14 protein-coding genes, 1 tRNA gene, 2 rRNA genes and 1 pseudogene (1 of these 18 running past the window's edge) are annotated in these 19,512 nt (G+C 55.1%); 11 read left to right on the top strand and 7 right to left on the bottom strand.

The window, feature by feature from the left end:
- Positions 1-14: 14 nt before the first annotated feature.
- The 10 genes from INHI_RS0117995 (at position 15) to INHI_RS0117950 (ending at position 12,499) form a co-directional block, all read left to right on the top strand.
- On the top strand, positions 15-1,634 hold the full coding sequence (locus INHI_RS0117995; RefSeq protein WP_027248501.1) for an FAD-dependent oxidoreductase: 1,620 nt from the start codon (positions 15-17) through the stop codon (positions 1,632-1,634).
- On the top strand, positions 1,631-1,861 hold the full coding sequence (locus INHI_RS0117990) for a DUF2783 domain-containing protein (protein WP_014876120.1): 231 nt from the start codon (positions 1,631-1,633) through the stop codon (positions 1,859-1,861). Before INHI_RS0117995 ends, INHI_RS0117990 begins: the two co-directional genes overlap by 4 nt.
- Positions 1,858-2,400: a VOC family protein gene (locus INHI_RS0117985; RefSeq protein ID WP_014878840.1), complete on the top strand. Its 543-nt coding sequence runs from the start codon at positions 1,858-1,860 to the stop codon at positions 2,398-2,400. The genes INHI_RS0117990 and INHI_RS0117985 overlap by 4 nt, the downstream gene beginning before the upstream one ends.
- Positions 2,401-2,451: 51 nt before the next feature.
- Positions 2,452-3,138 (top strand): maleylacetoacetate isomerase, encoded by a 687-nt coding sequence (gene maiA, locus INHI_RS0117980; RefSeq protein WP_027248500.1) that lies wholly within the window; start codon positions 2,452-2,454, stop codon positions 3,136-3,138.
- 44 nt (positions 3,139-3,182) lie between these two features.
- Positions 3,183-3,878 carry an NnrU family protein gene (locus INHI_RS0117975; protein WP_014878838.1) on the top strand — a complete coding sequence of 232 codons (696 nt, stop codon included), beginning with the start codon at positions 3,183-3,185 and terminating at the stop codon, positions 3,876-3,878.
- Between the two features lie 52 nt (positions 3,879-3,930).
- Positions 3,931-5,286, top strand: a complete 1,356-nt coding sequence (hemN, locus tag INHI_RS0117970) for an oxygen-independent coproporphyrinogen III oxidase (RefSeq protein ID WP_027248499.1) — start codon at positions 3,931-3,933, stop codon at positions 5,284-5,286.
- Between the two features lie 147 nt (positions 5,287-5,433).
- Positions 5,434-6,984: a cryptochrome/photolyase family protein gene (locus INHI_RS0117965; RefSeq protein ID WP_027248498.1), complete on the top strand. Its 1,551-nt coding sequence runs from the start codon at positions 5,434-5,436 to the stop codon at positions 6,982-6,984.
- A gap of 160 nt (positions 6,985-7,144) precedes the next feature.
- The gene (locus INHI_RS20975) at positions 7,145-7,699 is read left to right on the top strand and encodes an ImuA family protein (RefSeq protein ID WP_014878835.1); all 555 of its coding nucleotides are present in this window, start codon (positions 7,145-7,147) and stop codon (positions 7,697-7,699) included.
- Entirely contained in the window at positions 7,641-9,119 is a 1,479-nt protein-coding gene (locus INHI_RS0117955; protein ID WP_027248496.1) for a Y-family DNA polymerase, read from the top strand. Before INHI_RS20975 ends, INHI_RS0117955 begins: the two co-directional genes overlap by 59 nt.
- Positions 9,116-12,499 (top strand): error-prone DNA polymerase, encoded by a 3,384-nt coding sequence (locus tag INHI_RS0117950; protein ID WP_027248495.1) that lies wholly within the window; start codon positions 9,116-9,118, stop codon positions 12,497-12,499. Before INHI_RS0117955 ends, INHI_RS0117950 begins: the two co-directional genes overlap by 4 nt.
- Positions 12,500-12,520: 21 nt before the next feature.
- Here INHI_RS0117950 and speB read toward each other — a convergent pair whose 3' ends face one another.
- The 4 genes and pseudogenes from speB to INHI_RS20610 all read right to left on the bottom strand — a co-directional run.
- The gene (gene speB / locus INHI_RS0117945; protein WP_027248494.1) at positions 12,521-13,495 is read right to left on the bottom strand and encodes an agmatinase; all 975 of its coding nucleotides are present in this window, start codon (positions 13,493-13,495) and stop codon (positions 12,521-12,523) included.
- A gap of 5 nt (positions 13,496-13,500) precedes the next feature.
- Complete coding sequence (locus INHI_RS0117940) at positions 13,501-14,490, bottom strand: arginase family protein (protein WP_014876129.1); 990 nt, start codon at positions 14,488-14,490, stop codon at positions 13,501-13,503.
- Between the two features lie 51 nt (positions 14,491-14,541).
- Positions 14,542-16,116 carry an ABC transporter permease gene (locus INHI_RS0117935; protein WP_027248493.1) on the bottom strand — a complete coding sequence of 525 codons (1,575 nt, stop codon included), beginning with the start codon at positions 16,114-16,116 and terminating at the stop codon, positions 14,542-14,544.
- Positions 16,113-16,703, bottom strand: a pseudogene (locus INHI_RS20610) (ATP-binding cassette domain-containing protein); the annotation flags it as partial. The pseudogene INHI_RS20610 and the gene INHI_RS0117935, both read right to left, overlap by 4 nt.
- 64 nt (positions 16,704-16,767) lie before the next feature.
- On the opposite strand from INHI_RS20610, the gene INHI_RS0117920 reads away from it, so the two are divergent.
- Positions 16,768-17,897, top strand: a protein-coding gene (locus INHI_RS0117920; RefSeq protein ID WP_155805531.1) for an IS3 family transposase whose coding sequence is annotated in 2 segments (ribosomal slippage) — positions 16,768-17,002 and positions 17,002-17,897 — 1,131 coding nt in all. Because the reading frame shifts where the segments join, the coding sequence is not laid out codon by codon here.
- Between the two features lie 117 nt (positions 17,898-18,014).
- Here INHI_RS0117920 and INHI_RS0117915 read toward each other — a convergent pair.
- The 3 genes from INHI_RS0117915 to INHI_RS0117905 form a co-directional block, all read right to left on the bottom strand.
- Positions 18,015-18,091: transfer RNA gene (locus INHI_RS0117915), tRNA-Met, on the bottom strand.
- Between the two features lie 147 nt (positions 18,092-18,238).
- Positions 18,239-18,353, bottom strand: a 5S ribosomal RNA gene (gene rrf / locus INHI_RS0117910).
- Between the two features lie 111 nt (positions 18,354-18,464).
- Positions 18,465-19,512: ribosomal RNA gene (locus INHI_RS0117905) — 23S ribosomal RNA — on the bottom strand (it continues 1,780 nt past the right edge of the window).

Here is a 19,512-nt window from a genome sequence, read left to right as displayed (position 1 = left end):
CGGGAGGAAACCAGATGAACAAGATCTTTGAAGTTCCCATGTACCCCTATCAGCGCAGCGAAGATCAGGACACAGGCGCCCCGGTACGCCACCCTGTCATCGTGATCGGTGCCGGACCTGTGGGGCTGGCCGCTGCAATTGATCTCGCCCAACAGGGGATTGGGGTCGTGGTGCTTGACGAGAATGACAAGGTCAGCTTCGGCAGCCGGGCCATCTGTTTTTCCAAACGCAGTCTTGAAATCGCTGACCGCCTCGGCTTCTGCGACCCGCTCGTGGACAAAGGCGTGCAGTGGAACCTGGGCAAAGTGTTTTTTGATGACCGCAAGGTCTATGAATTCAACCTGCTGCCGGAGAGCGGCCATGCGCAGCCCGCCTTTATCAACCTGCAGCAATATTACTTTGAGGAATATCTGGTTCAGCGGGCTAACGCACTTCAGGCAGCAGGGGCCCCAATTGAGATTCGTGGGCGTAACAAGGTCTCTGCAATCGGCACCCATGAGGATCACGTCACGCTGGAGATCGACACACCAGAAGGGTCTTACAATCTTGAGGCTGATTGGCTGATTGCCTGCGATGGCGCGGGCTCCCCAACCCGGCAGATGCTGGGGCTCGATTTCGTGGGTCGGGTGTTTGAGGACAACTTCCTGATCGCGGATGTGATCATGGACGCAGACTTCCCGACCGAGCGTTGGTTCTGGTTTGACCCGCCTTTCAACAAGGGGCAATCGGCACTCCTGCACAAACAGCCTGACGGTGTCTGGCGGATCGACCTGCAGCTTGGCTGGGACATCGACAAGGAACGAGAGAAGCGCCCGGAGAACGTGATCCCAAGGCTGAAGGAAATGCTGGGCGAGGATGTGAAATTCGAGCTGGAGTGGGTCTCAATCTACACCTTCCAGTGCCGCCGGATGGAAAAATTCCGCCACGGTCGCGTGCTCTTTGCAGGCGATGCCGCACATCAGGTGTCACCATTCGGCGCCCGGGGGGCCAACTCCGGTTTGCAGGACACAGATAACCTGTGCTGGAAACTGAAACTGGCGCTAGAGGGAAAGGCGCCGGAGAGCCTGCTGGACAGTTATGACCGCGAACGCGTCCATGGCGCAGATGAAAACATCCTGAACTCATCCCGTTCCACCGATTTCATCACACCTAAGTCGGAAATGAGCCGGGTTCTGCGGGACGCGGTTCTGGATCTGTCCGAACATCACGCCTTTGCCCGCCCGCTGGTGAATTCTGGGCGCCTATCCCTCCCCTGCACCTATGAGGGGTCGGCGCTGAATTCGGCGGATGCCTTGCGTGGGCCGCAGCGGACCAGGCCGGGTAGCCCCTGCCCCGATGCGCCTACCCCGGACGGATATCTGCTGCCCCAACTGGCAGACCGGTTTACCCTGCTGACCATCGACGCAGAGGCCCCCGATAGCTTTGAAGAGGCAGGCATCACGGTGACGCGGCTCAACTTGTCGACCAAAGATGACAAGACCAGAACCCTGCGCGAGCGTTACCTCGGCGATGAAACTAGTGCCGTCTATCTGATCCGTCCCGATCAGCACGTAGCGGCGCGGCGCCCGGCATTTGACGAAAACCAATTTCGTGCAGCCCTGCGCCGCGCGATTGGCAAGGAGACCTCGGCATGAACGCTCTTAGCACCGATCCTGAACATCTGATTTTGGCCCCCAACATCGAAAGGGCCGATGACTTCTATGCGGATCTGCTCGCGGCCCATGAGGGGCTGACCAAGAGCCAAAGCGATGCGTTGAACGCGCGTCTGGTACTGGTGCTGGCGAACCATATTGGAACGCGCGCAATCCTGACACAAGCGCTGGCAGCTGCTGCGCTACCGCAAGGGGAGACTGACACATGAAAATCGAGCAAATCCACCATGTCGCCTATCGCTGCAAGGACGCCAAGCAGACGGTTGAATGGTACAATAAGATGCTGAACATGGATTTCGTCCTGGCGATTGCCGAGGACCATGTCCCCTCTACCCATGAGCCGGACCCCTACATGCATATTTTTATGGATGCGGGTAACGGCAACGTGCTGGCCTTCTTTGAGCTGCCGACCAAACCGGAAATGGATCGCGACCGCAACACCCCCATCTGGGTGCAGCACATCGCCTTCAAGGTGAAAGACCGCAACACACTGATTGAGTTCAAAGAGCATCTGGAAGCCAACGGGGTTGAGGTTCTGGGTGTGACCGACCACTCCATCTTTCACTCAATCTATTTCTTCGATCCGAACGGTCACCGGGTTGAACTGGCCTGCCCGGACCCCGAAGAGGAGGCTCTTCTTCAGCGCCTGAACGCCGTAAAATGGGATATGCTGGAGGACTGGTCAAAGACCAAGAAGGCCCCAAAACACGCCGACTGGCTCCATGCCAAGGAGCTGAACAACGTTTAGGCCTACGGGCTGTACTGTTGTCTATGACTATCGCGATGTAGGGGAACCGGAATGTCTGACGTCATATTATACGACTATTGGCGATCATCGGCCAGCTACCGGGTCCGCATTGCGCTGAACCTGGCGGGTATCTCCTATCGGGCCGTAACGGTCGATTTGGTGAAGGGAGAGCAGATCAGCCCCGATCATCTGGCCCGCAACCCCCAAGGCCTGGTGCCCGTGCTGGAGATCGACGGACTACGGCTGACGCAGTCACTGGCTATTCTAGACTATCTGGACCAGACCCGGCATCTGGATTTACTGCCTCGCATCCCGGCAGAGCGCGCCACGGCTCAAGCCTTGGCTCACGCCATCGCCGTCGACCTGCATCCGGTCTGCAATCTGAAAGTTGCCCGCCATGCCAGTGATCTTTGCACGGGATCTGCTGCCTCCCCAGCCGCGCAACCTGTCGATATGCCCGCCGACTGGATGCGACATTTCATTCGTCCGGGGCTTGTTGCCTTTAACACACTGCTGGAGGAACATCCCGTTGCGCCCTATTGCACTGGCGATCATCCGGGGCTTGCAGATCTTTGCCTTATACCGCAGCTCTACAACGCACGCCGGTGGGGGGTGAATTTCGATGATCTCCCACGTCTCGTGACGATAGAGACTACCTGCGCTGGGAACCCGGCCTTCGCGATGGCGCATCCTGACGCAGTTCACACTTTGGATCCGCCACAGAAGCAGACAGAATGATCCGCGCGCAGTCACACCGTTTTCGCCGGGCGAGGAGATCATAGATGGCAACCGGTTGGACGGGCTTCGCCCTCGCTATGACGGTTTTCACCGTCAGTCACTTTTTGCCGCGGCTCGCCGATCTGCGCGGGCGGATGATCGCATCCCTCGGGCGCAAGATTTATTTCTCGGCCTACGGGCTATTGTCGTTGGTATTGTTTGGCTGGGTGATCGTCGCGGCGGCGCAGGCGCCCTATGTTGAACTTTGGCCACCTCTCGATTGGGCCCGCTGGGCGCCTATGCTGGCAATGCCCGTGGCCTTTGTACTGGCAGTCTGGGGCATGGGGGTGGATACCCCCTACACACTGGGAGGAAAGCGTACCGCCGATCCGATACAGGGTGACCTTGGCCGAGCCGCGCTTAGCCGCCACCCGCTCCTGTTGGCTCTGCTGCTTTGGTCGCTGTCACATCTTTTGGCCAATGGCGATCTGGCTCATGCCATTGTTTTTGGCGGGTCGTTGTTTCTTGCAAGCGCTGCGGTCCTACTCTTCGATGCTAAAGCAACAACTGCCCTAGGTCCGGGGGCGGCAGCGTATTTTGCCCATACCGCCCTGTTTTCCCTCGGGCCAATAGGTGATCCGAACTGGCGGCGACAACATCTGCGCGGGCTCTGTCTGCGCACTGCAATAGGTCTGTTGCTCTGGATCGGCGCGCTACACCTGCATGAGCAGGTGATCGGCGTCTCGCCCTTACCCTTCTGACATTTGATTTCGCGCAAAGTCACACTGCCCGGAATCGGTCATATCTGGCGATATGAAACAGATTGACCGCCTTCGCGCGCTGGGACTTTTTGACAGCCGCGTGCCCCGCTACACGTCTTATCCCACCGCACCAGTGTTTAGCACGGCGGTGGGTGCTGCCTTTCAAAAGGCCCAATTGACGACACTGGACCCTGCAGCGCCTGTCTCGGTCTATATCCACATCCCATTTTGTGAGCGGTTGTGCTGGTTTTGTGCCTGCCGAACCCAAGGCACACAAACCCTTAGCCCCGTCGAAAGCTATATTGGCACTGTTGAAAAAGAGCTCTCCCTGCTCGCAGAAATTCTTCCCGAAGGGCTGCGAATGGGCCGTCTGCACTGGGGGGGTGGCACACCAACAATCCTGCCCCCGGCCCTCATCCACCGGCTGGCCCAATCGATAAAATCTGCGGTCCCCCCGACTACCGATTGGGAATTCTCGGTCGAGATTGATCCCACAATGGTGGATCGTGAAAAGATCGCCGCCCTTGCAAAAGAAGGTATGAACCGGGCAAGCATCGGCATTCAGGATTTTGATCCGGAGGTGCAGACCGCCATCGGCCGGATCCAACCTTTTGACGTGACTGCTGCCTGCGTTGCAGATCTGCGTGCGGCAGGCATTCACTCACTGAATACCGATCTTGTCTACGGCCTGCCGCATCAGGATGCCGCGCGTATTGCCGAGACTGTGGACAAGGTGCTGACATTGGCGCCGGATCGGGTCGCTCTTTTTGGATACGCCCATGTCCCGTGGGTGGCCAAACGGCAGAAGCTGATTGATGATACCACCCTGCCTGGTGACGAGACCCGGTATTATCTGGCAGAGCTGGCCGCCCAAAAATTCCAATCTGCCGGATTTGCGAATATCGGCATCGACCATTTTGCGCGCCCGCAGGATGGATTGAACTTGGCCCGCAATAGCGGGCATCTGCGGCGAAACTTTCAAGGTTACACAGATGACCACTGCCCGACGCTGATCGGTGTTGGTGCCTCCTCAATCTCGCGCTTCGACGGGGGCTATGTGCAAAACGCAGCGGCTACGGCCGCATACATTCAAAGAATCGAAGCGGGTGATCTGGCCGGGACACGCGGTCATCAGCTCACTCTGATCGACAAGATGCGCGCCCGTGCCATTGAGATGCTGATGTGCGATTTCCGTCTGGACCGTACAGAACTGCAGCACCGGTTCGGGTCACAGACCCAACAGCTGACCGCAGATCTGAAGGCTGTTATGACGACCTATGGCGATCTGGTCACGTTGACGGATGAGGCCCTAGTCATCGAAGCCGAAGGCCGCGCCCTGACCCGGATTATTGCAAGTGCGTTTGACGCTCACAAACCGGAGGGCGTGCGCTATAGCCAAGCCTCTTGAGGCGGAGGAATACCGCGAGGTTTCGCAGTTTCAGAATATTAGACTCTAACACAGGGTATGAGCCTTACATCACCGTGTCTCAGCCCCTCAGGCGTTGTCAGCACCTCCGGCTACGCTATCTGCTGGCAGATCAGCGGAGTACCGGACATGAGCAACCAAACGACACCTCAAGACAGCCGTGAACCAGGCCGGATCATTCTGATCTTGGGTGATCAGCTGTCACATGATCTCCCTTCACTCCAGGTCGGTGATCCTCAAAAAGACCGTCTGTTGATGGCCGAGGTCGCAGAGGAGGCAAGCTATGTCCCTCATCACAAGAAAAAGCTCGCTTTTGTTTTGTCTGCCATGCGGCACTTTGCGGATGAGCTTACCGCTGCGGGCTGGGATCTGAAGTACGTCCATCTGGATGATCCAGACAATTCCGGCAGCCTTACAGGAGAATTGGACCGGGCTTTGGAGCAGTTCACCGTGACCGAAGTGCTTGTGACCGAACCCGGAGAATATCGCCTCAAAGAGGCACTGAACAGATGGTCTGGACCGGCCAGGCTGACCATGTTGGATGATAGCCGATTTCTGGCCAGCCACGACATGTTTCGCAGTTGGGCGGAGGGGCGCAAGCAGCTGCGCATGGAATATTTCTATCGCGACATGCGGCGCAAAACCGGCCTGTTGATGCAAGGTGATTCCCCTGAGGGCGGTAAGTGGAACTATGACACAGAGAACCGCAAACCGGCGCAGAACGACATGTTCATGCCCAAGCCAATGCGCTGCGATCCGGATCGTATCACGCAAGACGTATTGGAATTGGTGGAGCAGAGGTTTCCCAGAAATTTCGGGCGACTGACTCCGTTTTGGTTCGCGGTCACCCGGGCAGCAGCTCTCAAGGCACTTGATCATTTTATCGACGTGGCGCTACCGCTGTTTGGTGATTATCAGGATGCGATGCTGGACGGAGAGCCGTTTCTCTATCACTCCCTATTATCTCAATACATCAATATCGGCCTGCTCAATCCGCTTGAGGTCTGCCGCAGCGCCGAACGCGCCTATTATGAGGGCCATGCACCACTCAACGCGGTTGAAGGCTTCATTCGACAGATTATCGGCTGGCGCGAGTACATGCGCGGAATCTACTGGCTAAAGATGCCTGGATACACCCGCGAAAATGCCCTCGGCGCAAGGCGGGATCTGCCGGACTTTTATTGGAGCGGAGAGACCGGCATGGCCTGCATGGCCGCCGCCATCACTCAGACCCGGGACGAAGCCTATGCCCATCATATTCAGCGTCTAATGGTCACCGGAAATTTCGCAATGTTGGCAGGGATCAACCCGCATCAAGTTCATGAATGGTATCTGGCCGTCTATGCCGATGCCTATGAATGGGTCGAAGCCCCAAATGTCATCGGTATGAGCCAATTTGCCGATGGTGGCCTTCTAGGCTCCAAACCCTATGCCGCCAGTGGCAACTACATAAACAAGATGTCGAACTACTGCAGGAATTGTGCCTACGATGTGAAACAGAAAACCGGCCCAAAGGCCTGCCCATTCAACCCCCTTTACTGGGATTTCCTGATCCGCAACCGTGAGAAGCTGTCAAAGAATCCGCGCCTGATGCAACCCTATCGAACCTGGGACCGAATGTCCGCGGACAAACAACAGGAGTATCTCATAAGCGCGGAGAAGGTGCTGGACAGTCTCTAATTAGGGGTTTGACCCCATTCTGGAAGAAAAAGCTATTCCTCCTTGAATGACCGAGACTCCGTAAAACGGTTTTGGTCTTTGTCCTGCATATTGGTTCGGGCGTGAGCTCCTATGGGGGCCCTGACTTTTGCATGGCCACGTAACGCGATATACATAGATTATGACCTCTTTGGATCTCCCCTATTTCCCTCTTAAGCGCGGTCGCGTTCATGAGGTGTGCGGTCCGGGCAGCTTTGGATTTCTTGCTGTTTTGATGACACAGGTTCACGGTCCGTCATTGTGGATACGTGAGCGCCATCGCCTGGAACATATTAATCCGCTGGGTTTGGGGGAGTTTACGGACCCCTCTCAGCTGTTGGTCGTAAACGTAAAGCATCAGACCGACGGACTCGCCAGCGCAGAAGACGCACTGCAGGAACGTGCTGTCGCTCTGGTCGTGATCGACATCAGCAAACCACTCAGCCTGACGGCCGGGCGGCGGCTCCAGCTTGCGGCGAAGGCCGGAAACACCACTGGGCTTTGCCTTATTCCCGAAGGCATGGGAAGCAATGCTGCCGAAACACGCTGGCGCTGCGATCCGATATTTCAGGCACAAGACTCGACTCATTTTCACTGGAGACTTATTAAGAACAAATCAGGAACAAATGGATCTTGGCATGTTCGATGGAATCGCGCGTCGCGTCGTATCGATATGGTTTCACCGGTTCGCGAGTGACCGGTTTCTTCGGCAGTACCCACTGTCCGGTCCTTTTGCGCTTACGATCAAACACAGCAATACAAATCGCCTCTATTGCCTCAATGCAGAAGCCACGCGACAAGGTTTGCATCAGGGCATGGCACACTCAGACGCACGTGCCTTTTGTCCGGACCTTCAAACAGCGGCAGCGGACATTTACCGGGACCAACAGTTTTTGCTGATCCTGCGCCGCTGGGCCACCCGCTATTGCCCGTGGGTGGGCCTAGAGGGTCGGGATGGTTTGGTGCTTGATATCAGTGGTTCTTCCCACCTTTTCGGAGGGGAGACCGGTATGTTGAATGCTATACGCAACGGTTTGATGCGGGTCGGCCTATCGGCGCAAATTGGCCTGGCTGATACGCGCGGGGCGGCTTGGGCCCTGGCGCATTACGGCGAGGGACAGGCTGCGACCGGAGACATGTTACCCGCTCTTCAGCACCTGCCTGTTGCAGCCCTTCGTCTTGATGAAAAAACAACGACCGCACTCATCAGATTGGGCCTGCGTAAGATTGGAGATCTCGCGACAACGCCTCGTGCCCCACTAGCCCGCCGTTTTGGAGCCAATGTGTTGATGAGGCTTGATCAGGCTTTGGGTCACCAAGCTGAAGAAATCACTCCATTGACAGCTCCGCCTCACTACGGGGTCCGTATGACATTACCAGAGCCAATCGGCCTGATCAGTGATGTCATGGCTGGTACGGAAAGGTTGCTGACACAGCTCTGTGCCAAATTGAAAACCCATGAAATGGGTGCGCGCGTCTTTGTCATTACACTGCGGCGCGTAGATCTGGATCAGCAAGAGGTGGAATTACGTCTGGCCCGCGCCTTGCGTGATCCCCAGAGGATTCTCCCCCTGTTCGAAAAGGAGTTAGCTGAAATTGATGCGGGCTTTGGCATTGAGCAACTCCGCCTCGAAGCAACCCAGACGGAAGCGTTGCCGACACAACAAATGTCTCATGTCGCAACTGACGGCGACGACCGGTTAGAGGATCTGATCACGCGGATCGGAACACGGATCGGACTTGAAAACATTCAGCGCTTTCTACCCGCTGACAGCCATATTCCGGAGCGTAGCTTCATCGTTGCACCTGCGGCCTATTCAGCGACAGCCAGTGGTTGGACTTGTAAGACCCCACGCCCGCTCTGCCTGTTTCCACCTGAACCGATTCCGGGCAGTGGCCCCTACCCCCCAAACCATTTCCGTTGGCGCCGGGTTTCATTGACCACAGGCCACACGATCGGCCCTGAACGCATCACTCCGGAATGGTGGCTGGAAGACGACAACTGGCGATCCGGCATGCGCGATTATTGGCGAGTGGAGACGACGCAGGGGAGACGTCTCTGGCTATTTTATACACCTCAGAACCCTGGCTGGTTCGTTCAGGGAGAATTCGCATGATTGAAGTGAATAGAATTCACCGTCCTGTCGAAGCATTCCAGCGCGATATGCTGGCCCAACGCATTAATGCGCCGGATTATGCGGAGCTTTGTGTCACCACGAATTTTACCTTTTTAACCGGAGCCTCTCACCCCGAAGAACTTATTGTACGGGCGGCAGAGTTGGGCCTCTCGGCACTTGCGATCACAGACCACAACTCACTTGCGGGGGTTGTTCGTGCCTGGAGTGCGTTAAAAGAACTGAAGCGCGATCCTCAGGATGCACTGAAGATCCGATCACAGCACCAAGTCGACTCGTCGTCCCGGCAAGAGATCGGGCATACATCCGCTCTTCCCAAACCCACGACACCCGTCTTCCCAAAGCTCATCGTTGGGTGCCGGCTGATATTACAGAACTGTGCTGTGGATTGGATCGCCCTACCCTGTGATCGTTCCGCCTACAAAAGACTGGCACGTCTGCTGACCTTAGGAAAACGGCGCGCCGAAAAAGGTCAATGTGTTCTTTATGCTGAGGACATGATTGGCGCCTGCAAAGGTATGATTTTGATTGCCTTACCCAAAGAGACGTTGAGCAACGTTGTTTCGGATATTCAGAAGATAGGAAGACAATTTCCGAACCATGTATTCCTAGGTGCGGCTCCTCGCTATGACGGCAGCGATCAGGCTTATCTGGTGGCTTGTGCAAAATTGGCACAGACAACATGTGCTCCAATGGTTGCAGTCGGCGATGTCTTGATGCACCGGGCCAACCGCAGGCAGCTCGCAGATGTGCTGACCTGCATGCGTGAAAATATCAACATTGACGATATCGGGACTCGGGCTTTGCCCAATGCGGAGCGTCGCCTGAAAAGCGGTGCAGATATGCTGCGTATTTTTCGCGATCATCCTGGAGCGCTACGCCGCACTGCGGAGATTGCCAATAGATGTAATTTTGATCTGAGCGAGCTGTCCTATGAATACCCTCATGAGGAAACCGAAGGGGAAACACCACAGGACCGTTTGGAGCGCCTCGCACGAGAAGGATTAAAAAGGCGCTACCCGGATGGCCCACCGGATCGAGCAATAAAGCTGATGGAAAAGGAACTGTCAGCAGTCAAAGATCTTGAATTTCCGGCCTATTTTTTGACCGTTCATGACATCGTACAATTCGCAAGATCCAAAGGCATACTTTGTCAAGGGCGCGGATCTGCGGCCAATTCCATTCTTTGCTATCTCTTAGGTATTACAGACGTCAGCCCCGATATGATTGCCATGGTTTTTGAGCGCTTTGTCTCAAAACACCGGGGAGAACCACCAGACATTGATGTGGATTTTGAGCATGAGCGGCGCGAAGAGGTCATCCAGTGGATTTATCAGAAATATGGCCGCCATCGTGCGGGCCTCTGCGCGACAGTTATTCACTTTCGCACGCGAGCTGCTATTCGCGAAGTGGGGAAGGTTATGGGGCTTAGCCAAGATGTAACGGCAGGTCTGTCGGGACAGATTTGGGGCATGAGCAATGGCAGTGTCGATCTGGAGCGTATCCGAGAATTGGGGCTCAATCTTGAAGACCGCCGCCTGATGCAGACAATTCGCCTGATCGGCGAAATCATCGGCTTCCCGCGCCATCTTTCCCAGCACGTGGGTGGTTTTGTCATAACCAGCGGACGACTGGATGAACTGGCCCCGATTGAGAATGCCGCAATGGAAAATCGCACCGTCATCTGTTGGGACAAAGACGATATTGATGCCCTGCGCATTCTCAAGGTGGATATCCTCGCATTGGGCATGCTCACCTGTATTCGCAAGGCATTTGCCTTGATGCAGCAGCATGAGAACATCACTCACAGCATCGCGACCATCCCACAGAAAGATGAAGCAACATATGACATGCTCTGTGCGGCGGATGCGGTGGGGGTATTTCAGGTTGAAAGCCGGGCACAGATGAACTTTTTGCCCCGGATGCGTCCGCGCGAATTCTACGATCTGGTTATTGAGGTCGCCATCGTCCGCCCCGGCCCCATTCAGGGTGATATGGTCAGGCCCTATATCCGAAGGCGGAACGGTTTGGAAAAACCAGATCCCTTCGGGCCTCAACTGGAACAGGTTACCAGACGCACCAAGGGGGTGCCCCTGTTTCAAGAGCAAGCCTTGCAAATTGCGGTTGTTGGCGCGGGGTTTTCCGCGGAAGAGGCCGACCACCTGCGCAGATCTCTCGCCTCGTTTCGACGTATGGGAACGATCAGCAAATATCGCGACAAATTCATCGCAGGCATGCTCAAAAACAAATACAGCAGAGAAATCGCAGAACGATGTTTTGGTCAAATCGAGGGGTTTGCCGATTACGGTTTTCCGGAAAGCCATGCGGCAGCCTTCGCCATGCTGGCCTATGTCTCAGCTTGGTTGAAATGTCATCATCCGGCCATTTTTGCCTGTGCTCTGCTCAACTCTCAGCCCATGGGATTCTATGCACCGGCACAGATTGTCCGTGATGTGCGCGATCATGGCATCGAGGTGCGCCCAATCTGTGTAAACCAGTCCCAATGGGACAACTCACTCGAGCGCCGCCCGGATGGTACCTTGGCTCTACGTCTCGGATTTCGCCAGATCAAAGGTTTCAAGGAAGATGACGCAGGCTGGATCATTGCAGCGCGCGGGAATGGCTATATCGACCCCGAACATCTCTGGCTACGTGCAGGCCTGGCACCTGCAGCACTGGAACGTTTGGCAGAAGCCGACGCCTTTTCGTCGATGGGCATCTCGCGGCGGGACGCACTTTGGCAAGTGAAGTCCATCACGACACCAGCGCCGTTACCCCTGTTCAACGATCAGTTGGACGGCGAGGCCATTAACGAACCGAATGTCATGCTACCAAGAATGCACCTAGGGGAAGAAGTCGTCGAAGATTATGTGTCCATGCGCCTGAGTTTACGGGCACATCCGATGGAGCTGCTACGCCCAACCCTTCCAGGTCTGACCTGCAACGACCAACTGATAAAGGCTCCCCTGCAACGTGTCTCGGTAGGCGGTCTTGTCATTACCAGGCAACGACCCGGAACTGCTTCTGGCGTGATATTTCTGACCCTTGAAGACGAAACAGGCGTTTGCAATGTCGTGGTCTGGAAAAAAATTTACGAGCGTTTTCGACGCATTGTCATGGGTGGACGCCTGTTATGCGTGACGGGTTACCTTCAGCGAGAGGGCACCATCGTCCATGTTATCGCTCAACATATCGAGGATGAATCTGCCAGATTATCGGAGCTAGGCCACCCGCTGGACGGTGCGATCCAATCCGAGGGTCCCCGCGCCGACGACACGCCTAAACGGACCAGATATCCTGCCCGTGCGATGCATCCGAGAGATCAGGCCAAGCGGCTCTTCCCCAGTCGGGATTTTCATTAGAAACAACTCTATCGTAGCAGCTCATCGTCGCGAAATCGCACCGGCACTGACACAGAGCATCTCGAATAGGATCGACGCCCCAAGCCACGCGGTGTTTCCGTTTGTGTCAAACGGAGGGGACACCTCAACCAGATCGGCTCCCACAAGCTGGACGCCTGCAAGTTCACGTACCACCTGCAGGGCCTGAAAACTGTTCGGCCCCCCAACCTCAGGTGTTCCCGTGCCAGGCGCGAAAGCCGGATCAACAAAATCGATATCGTATGTACAGTAGGTTGGCTGATCACCGACAATCTCTCGTACTTCACGCATGACGTCCGAGACACCGCGATCAAAAAACTCCTCAATTCGAATAATTCTCACGCCCTGTGCCTGCCCCCATTCGACATCTTCGGTGTTGTAAGCGGTGCCCCGAATGCCGATCTGCACCATCCGCTTCGGATCGACCAATCCTTCTTCGATTGCACGACGAAAAGGAGTGCCGTGAGTATATTTGTTTCCACCAAAATAGCTGTCAAAGAGATCAGTATGACTATCAAACTGAATGAGCCCCACTGGCGCGCCGCTGGCCAGTCCTCGTAAGACAGGTAATGAAACGAGGTGATCCCCGCCGACAGTCAACGCAAAGATGTCGCGAGATTTCAGATCCGCATAGAAAGCGCTGATCCGCTCCATACAGTCGATGAGATCAACCGGGTTGGGCGCGACATCGCCAAGGTCTGCGCAATTGATCATCGAAAAAGGATTGATGCCTGTCACCGGGTTCCCGGCCCGGATCATGGTCGAAAGGTCGCGCAGCTGTCGCGGACCATGGCGCGGACCCGGACGATTGGTTGTTCCGGCATCCCAAGGCACGCCAACCAAGCCCAGCTGCACCTGATCAATGATCGGATCAGACACTGTTACATGTGGTAGCCGCATAAAGGTTGGCAAACCGGCAAACCGGGGCATTTCCATCCCGGATACTGGATGAAAGAAGTCTGTAGGCAAGGACGCCATGAAATCTAAGCCTCTCTTTGGGATAAATGATTTTCAGCTATCATCGAGATGATTTCGAACATGATGGCGCCCGCAGTCAGCGCTGTTATCTGATTGGGACTATCTTTGGTTGGCATCATGCAGACGACATCCCCGCCGACAATATTCATGCCGCGCACCGCATGCAGCAAACCCACGGCGTCATCAATGTCGAAACCCTTTTCACCAGCCTCGATATTGGATACCCCCGGTGCAATCGTCGGATCCAGACAGTCCAAATCGAATGTGATATAAACGGGACGACCAGCCAGTACCTCGGTAACCTGCGCCACGACGTCAGCCAGACCTCGCCTTCTGTAATCTTTCATCGTCACAACATTGTAGCCGTATTCGTAGGATGGCTGCAGCCAGTCGAGCGTCCGGGCGTGGCCTCTTATACCGATCTGCATGGAATGGGCTGGATCAACCTTGCCCTGATCCGCCAGATAAGCACCCCAATGCGCTGCAGACTTCTTCGCTCCCAGAAAGTGGTCCACTTTGGTGAAGACATCGGTATGGGCATCAAGATGCAGAAAGCAAATCGGCTCACCTTTTGTGATCGACCCGCACCCAAGCGCCTGAACGATCCCTCCGGTGATCGAATGATCCCCGCCAACAGAGACAGGCCGCGCACCTGCCTTGTCGATCTGCTGATAGAAATTGGTGATCTGCTCAATACAGTCTTCGTTATCGTTGGCCTTCGGAAATGGTACATCGCCCAAGTCAACAATCTTGGCAGCATTCCAGGGATCCAGCTGAAAGCCACTGTGCATGCGCCGCTGCACCGATGACACGTTGCGAAGGGCACGCGGGCCGAGATGCTGATCACGCTCCGTAGTTCCGTTGCCTGCCGAGTGAGGGACGCCAACCAGCGCAATATCCTGACCATCCACTGGCAGGTTTGGGCAACGGAATAAGGTCGGAATACCCCACCAATAGAGGTTTTCCATCATCGCATTCAGATGCGGATCCGACATCAGGTCTCCTTTCGCAACGACTGTCATGCAATTTCAAAAATGGTTCCGGTGTCAGCTTTTACCGATTTTTCTACGGTAACTGCCCTGCGCAATCCGATCGATCACCATCGCACAGAGCAAGATCGCTAACCCGCCCAGAAGGCCCTGTCCCTTCGCCGCGTACTGCAGCGACTCAAGGATAAGTGCCCCCAAACCATCAGCACCGATAAGCGACGCGATCACCACCATCGACAGAGACATCAAAATGGTCTGATTAATCCCGGTCATGATGGACGGAAGTGCAAGCGGCAACTCAACGTTGAACAGCAACTGACGACGGGAACATCCGAAAGCGATTGCGGCTTCCTTCGTCGCGTCGGGTACGCCGCGCATGCCTAGTGCCGTCAACCGGATCACCGGAGGCATAGCGAAGATCAGCGTAGCCATTACACCTGGCGGCTTGCCAGTGCCAAAAAACGCAATGATCGGGATCAGATAAACGAATGCCGGCATTGTCTGCATAAAATCTAAAACCGGCTCGGCAACGGCGTAAGCGCGCTTTGATTTGCCGAACCAAATACCAAATGGCACCCCTATGAGGATGCACAACATCGCCCCAGCTCCAATCAGCGCAACCGTGATCATCGACAATTCCCACAGGCCCATAAACGCAAGATAGGCCAATGACGCTGCTGTAAAGATCGCGATACGTGGACCTGCCAGACGGTAGGCCATGACAACAATCACCAACATAACGACGGGCCATGGTGTCTGTAACAGCAGGATTTCCAACCCATCCAGACACCAACGGATGGCCGCTGTAATACCATCAAACGTATTCGAAAAATTCGCCGCAGCCCAATCGAATGCAGCATCACCTCTCCGAGATAATGCTGAGAAATACTCGCGCTGGATGGGGAATTCAGTTACCGGAATAGTCTCACCGATAAGTCCACCGGTGAGGTTGGCCAAGATCTCATCCGGTGCCCGTACCGTGAACCGCAATAGAGTAAGTGGCATGATTGCCAGCATCATTATCGCACCGAAGACCGTACTGGACGTTCTGATACCAACCTGTTGACTATCCTGATCCGCCCGCCACTTCAGGTAATGCGCCTCATAAGCGACATTGGCGTAAAGCCCTTCGAGCAGCTTCACCAAGGCCAGGATCGCCAAGCCAATCAATAGAATAGTGGTTGCCTCCGCTGCGGCCAAATCAGCCTGTTCCTGCGCCCGGGCGGCAACTTTCTTCAGGTTTTCTGCGATCTTCAGTTTCGCATCAGCCCCCGCGGCATCTCCAGCAGCAAGCAACTCAGCGGCCTGGGCCTCACGTTTTGCGATATTCCCTAAAGCACGCTCCAGTTTGGCGAGTTGGTCGGCACCAAGTTCCCCCCAGAGCCCGCGCCCTATCTGAACCAGCGCAAACAGCTCCAAGACAAGAAAGATCCAGAAAAATCCCCAAACCCCGCGCGCTGCCCCCCAAAGCGGCCCGAACACCGACGCCATTGTATTCCATGACCATGCAAAGCCAGTCGTATCTTGAATTTTTTTAAAGGCCGCACTGTAGTAATCGGTGTTCCGCTCGACAAAATCGGCGACCGTTGTGCTGTTGGCATTGGGACCACTTTCCAATCCTGTATCGGTCATGCCTTGCCCCCTTGGATACCTTTGAGAAGAGTTGGCTTGTCAATGACGCCAACATCCATTCCATCATCGGATGTGATGACAATTGGCTGCTCGGTGGCGGTCGAGATATCAATCAATGTGTCCAAATCCGTCGAGTGTGCAGCACGCCGGCTGACTGCCAGATCTTCCCAGTCTTTTGCTTGATACTCTGCCAGCGGCACCATGATTGAATGGGCAAAAACCAACTTGAGCTTTGAAATCCCTTCAACAAAGTCTCTAACGTAGTCGTCAGCAGGCTCAGTTACGATTTCTTCCGGTGTGCCGATCTGTACGATACGCCCGTCTTTCATAATGGCGATCCGTGTGCCGATACGGATCGCTTCATCCAGATCATGGGTAATAAACACTGTGGTTTTTCCCAACTCAGCCGATAGCGCCATGAACTGATCCTGCAACTGTCTACGAATGAGTGGGTCCAAGGCCGAAAACGGCTCATCCATCAGCAGAACATCAGGGTCAGAAGCCAGAGCACGGGCCAGGCCCACCCTTTGCTGCATGCCGCCTGACAACTCTCGCGGAAAGCGATCTTCATATCCTTGCAGGTCAACCTGGACCTGTCGCGGTTTGATGCCGCTCCTTTGATAGCATTTACTGCACCAAAGGAGATGAACTATGGGACTAAAACGGACGGACGAATTTCGCCAAGATGCGGTGCGGATTGCGTTAACCAGCGGGCTAACGCGTAAGCAGGTGGCGGATGATCTTGGCGTCGGTATGTCGACGCTGAACAAATGGATCACCGCGCACAGAGATACAGACGTGGTGTCGAAAGAAGATTTGAGCCTTGCTCAAGAGAATGACCGGCTTAGGCGTGAGAACCGCATTCTCAAGGAGGAGCGGGACATCCTAAAAAAAGCAACGCAGTTCTTCGCGAGCCAAAAGCCATGAGGTTTAGGTTCATCGAAGAACACCGGGATGCGTTTCCGGCAGCGCGCCTGTGTCAGGTTATGGATGTCAGCCTGCGCGGTTTGCGTGCGTTCCGCAGTCGGCCAGCCAGCCGCAGACAGCGATCTGACCTGGTCACGCTGGCGCATATCAAAGAACAGTCGCGTCTCAGTTTAGGCAGTTATGGCAGGCCGCGTATGACCGAAGAGCTGAAGGAGATCGGCTTGGATGTTGGCCATCGCCGTGTGGGCAGATTGATGCGTCAGAACGGCATATCTGTTGTTCGGACCCGCAAACACAAGGTGACCACTGACAGCGATCATAAGCTCAATATAGCACCCAACCTGCTGGATCGTGACTTCAACGCTGATAAACAAAACCAGAAATGGGCGGGTGACATCAGCTATGTCTGGACGCGCGAAGGCTGGTTGTATTTGGCTGTTATCCTGGACCTACATTCCAGGCGGGTAATCGGTTGGGCCGTTAGCAACCGCATGAAACGCGACTTGGCAATCCGAGCGTTGAACATGGCCATCGCGTTCCGGCAACCGCCCAAGGACTGCATCCACCACACCGATCGCGGATCGCAATATTGTTCTCATGATTATCAGAAGATCCTGCGCCAGCACGGCTTTAAGGTGTCCATGAGCGGCAAGGGTAATTGTTACGACAATGCTGCCGTCGAAACCTTCTTTAAGACGATCAAGGCGGAGCTGATCTGGCGGCATCCTTGGGAGACACGGCGGAAGGCTGAGATGGCAATCTTCGAATACATCAACGGGTTCTACAATCCACGACGCCGTCACTCAGCACTGGGCTGGATAAGCCCGGTCGCTTTCGAACGGAAGGTGGCTTAAACGAGCACTTGGAGCGGCACGAAAGCGTGACAAGACCATAGTGTTTCGGGGCATCTCTGGCTACAAACGCGAGAAGCGCCCCTTGGGGCGCTGTTGCGTTATTGCTTGGTATATATTTGGTTGCGGGAGTAGGATTTGAACCTACGACCTTCAGGTTATGAGCCTGACGAGCTACCGGGCTGCTCCATCCCGCGACATTTTTATTTAGGCTCTGGCGCGTTTCGCTATTTGAGCCTTTATGTGCTTTATCACTGATGTTGTGATTGAGCATTTGTCCCTTCAGAGGGGTATATCTGAAGGTATTTTTTGTTGTTATCGTTTAGTTTTATGGATTTTACTAGGTTTGGCGGTGACCTACTCTCCCACGCCTTAAGACGCAGTACCATCGGCGCAACAGTGCTTAACTTCCGGGTTCGGGATGGGACCGGGTGTTTCACTTGCGCTATGACCACCAAACCGAGGAAAATCCATATTCACGATCTTTATGAGAGATCGCAGAGATACAATCGCGATGAAGTCCAAGTTTGTTTTGCTTTTGGTTCATTGTGTCACTGACTGTTACTGGAACAGATCAAGCCTATCGGGCGATTAGTACCGGTCAACTGAATGCATTGCTGCACTTACATCTCCGGCCTATTGACGAGGTGGTCTACCTCGGCCCTCAGGGATACCTTGTTTTGAGGGGGGCTTCCCGCTTAGATGCCTTCAGCGGTTATCCTGTCCGATCATAGCTACCCAGCACTGCTATTGGCATAACAACTGGTCCACCAGTGGATCGTTCACCCCGGTCCTCTCGTACTAGGGGCAACTCCTCTCAAGTATCCTACACCCACGGCAGATAGGGACCGAACTGTCTCACGACGTTCTAAACCCAGCTCACGTACCTCTTTAAACGGCGAACAGCCGTACCCTTGGGACCTGCTCCAGCCCCAGGATGAGATGAGCCGACATCGAGGTGCCAAACACTGCCGTCGATATGGACTCTTGGGCAGTATCAGCCTGTTATCCCCGGCGTACCTTTTATCCGTTGAGCGATGGCCCTCCCACTTGGGACCACCGGATCACTATGGCCGACTTTCGTCTCTGCTCGACTTGTCAGTCTCGCAGTCAGGCTGGCTTCTGCCATTGCACTCAACGAGCGATTTCCGACCGCTCTGAGCCAACCTTCGCGCGCCTCCGTTACGCTTTAGGAGGCGACCGCCCCAGTCAAACTACCCGCCACGCAGGGTCCCGGATCCGGATAACGGACCGCGGTTAGATATCAAGAGTGCGAAGGGTGGTATCTCAAGGGAGGCTCCACGTGAACTAGCGTTCACGCTTCGATGCCTACCACCTATCCTGCACGTCACAATCCTGATACCAGTGCGAAGCTGTAGTAAAGGTGCACGGGGTCTTTCCGTCTAACCGCGGGAAGCCTGCATCTTGACAGGCAATTCAATTTCGCTGAGTCGATGTTGGAGACAGCGGGGAAGTCGTTACGCCATTCGTGCAGGTCGGAACTTACCCGACAAGGAATTTCGCTACCTTAGGACCGTTATAGTTACGGCCGCCGTTTACCTGGGCTTCAATTCGGAGCTCTCACCCCTCCTTTTAACCTTCAGGCACCGGGCAGGCG

Origin of the sequence: Phaeobacter inhibens DSM 16374, assembly GCF_000473105.1 — a bacterium.
GTDB classification, from domain to species: Bacteria; Pseudomonadota; Alphaproteobacteria; order Rhodobacterales; family Rhodobacteraceae; genus Phaeobacter; species Phaeobacter inhibens.
The sequence above is the reverse complement of the archived record's forward strand: the minus strand, read 5'-3'. Positions and strand labels throughout refer to the sequence as shown.

Bases quoted from the DNA above. Each gene is read 5' to 3' on its own strand.
- INHI_RS0117935 (WP_027248493.1), bottom strand. From the start codon at position 16,116: ATGACCGATACAGGATTGGAAAGTGGTCCCAATGCCAACAGCACAACG.
- INHI_RS0117990 (WP_014876120.1), top strand. From the start codon at position 1,631: ATGAACGCTCTTAGCACCGATCCTGAACATCTGATTTTGGCCCCCAAC.
- INHI_RS0117965 (WP_027248498.1), top strand. From the start codon at position 5,434: ATGAGCAACCAAACGACACCTCAAGACAGCCGTGAACCAGGCCGGATC.
- INHI_RS20975 (WP_014878835.1), top strand. From the start codon at position 7,145: ATGACCTCTTTGGATCTCCCCTATTTCCCTCTTAAGCGCGGTCGCGTT.
- maiA (WP_027248500.1), top strand. From the start codon at position 2,452: ATGTCTGACGTCATATTATACGACTATTGGCGATCATCGGCCAGCTAC.
- INHI_RS0117955 (WP_027248496.1), top strand. From the start codon at position 7,641: ATGTTCGATGGAATCGCGCGTCGCGTCGTATCGATATGGTTTCACCGG.
- speB (WP_027248494.1), bottom strand. From the start codon at position 13,495: ATGGCGTCCTTGCCTACAGACTTCTTTCATCCAGTATCCGGGATGGAA.
- INHI_RS0117940 (WP_014876129.1), bottom strand. From the start codon at position 14,490: ATGTCGGATCCGCATCTGAATGCGATGATGGAAAACCTCTATTGGTGG.
- INHI_RS0117950 (WP_027248495.1), top strand. From the start codon at position 9,116: ATGATTGAAGTGAATAGAATTCACCGTCCTGTCGAAGCATTCCAGCGC.
- INHI_RS0117975 (WP_014878838.1), top strand. From the start codon at position 3,183: ATGGCAACCGGTTGGACGGGCTTCGCCCTCGCTATGACGGTTTTCACC.
- INHI_RS0117995 (WP_027248501.1), top strand. From the start codon at position 15: ATGAACAAGATCTTTGAAGTTCCCATGTACCCCTATCAGCGCAGCGAA.
- INHI_RS0117985 (WP_014878840.1), top strand. From the start codon at position 1,858: ATGAAAATCGAGCAAATCCACCATGTCGCCTATCGCTGCAAGGACGCC.
- hemN (WP_027248499.1), top strand. From the start codon at position 3,931: ATGAAACAGATTGACCGCCTTCGCGCGCTGGGACTTTTTGACAGCCGC.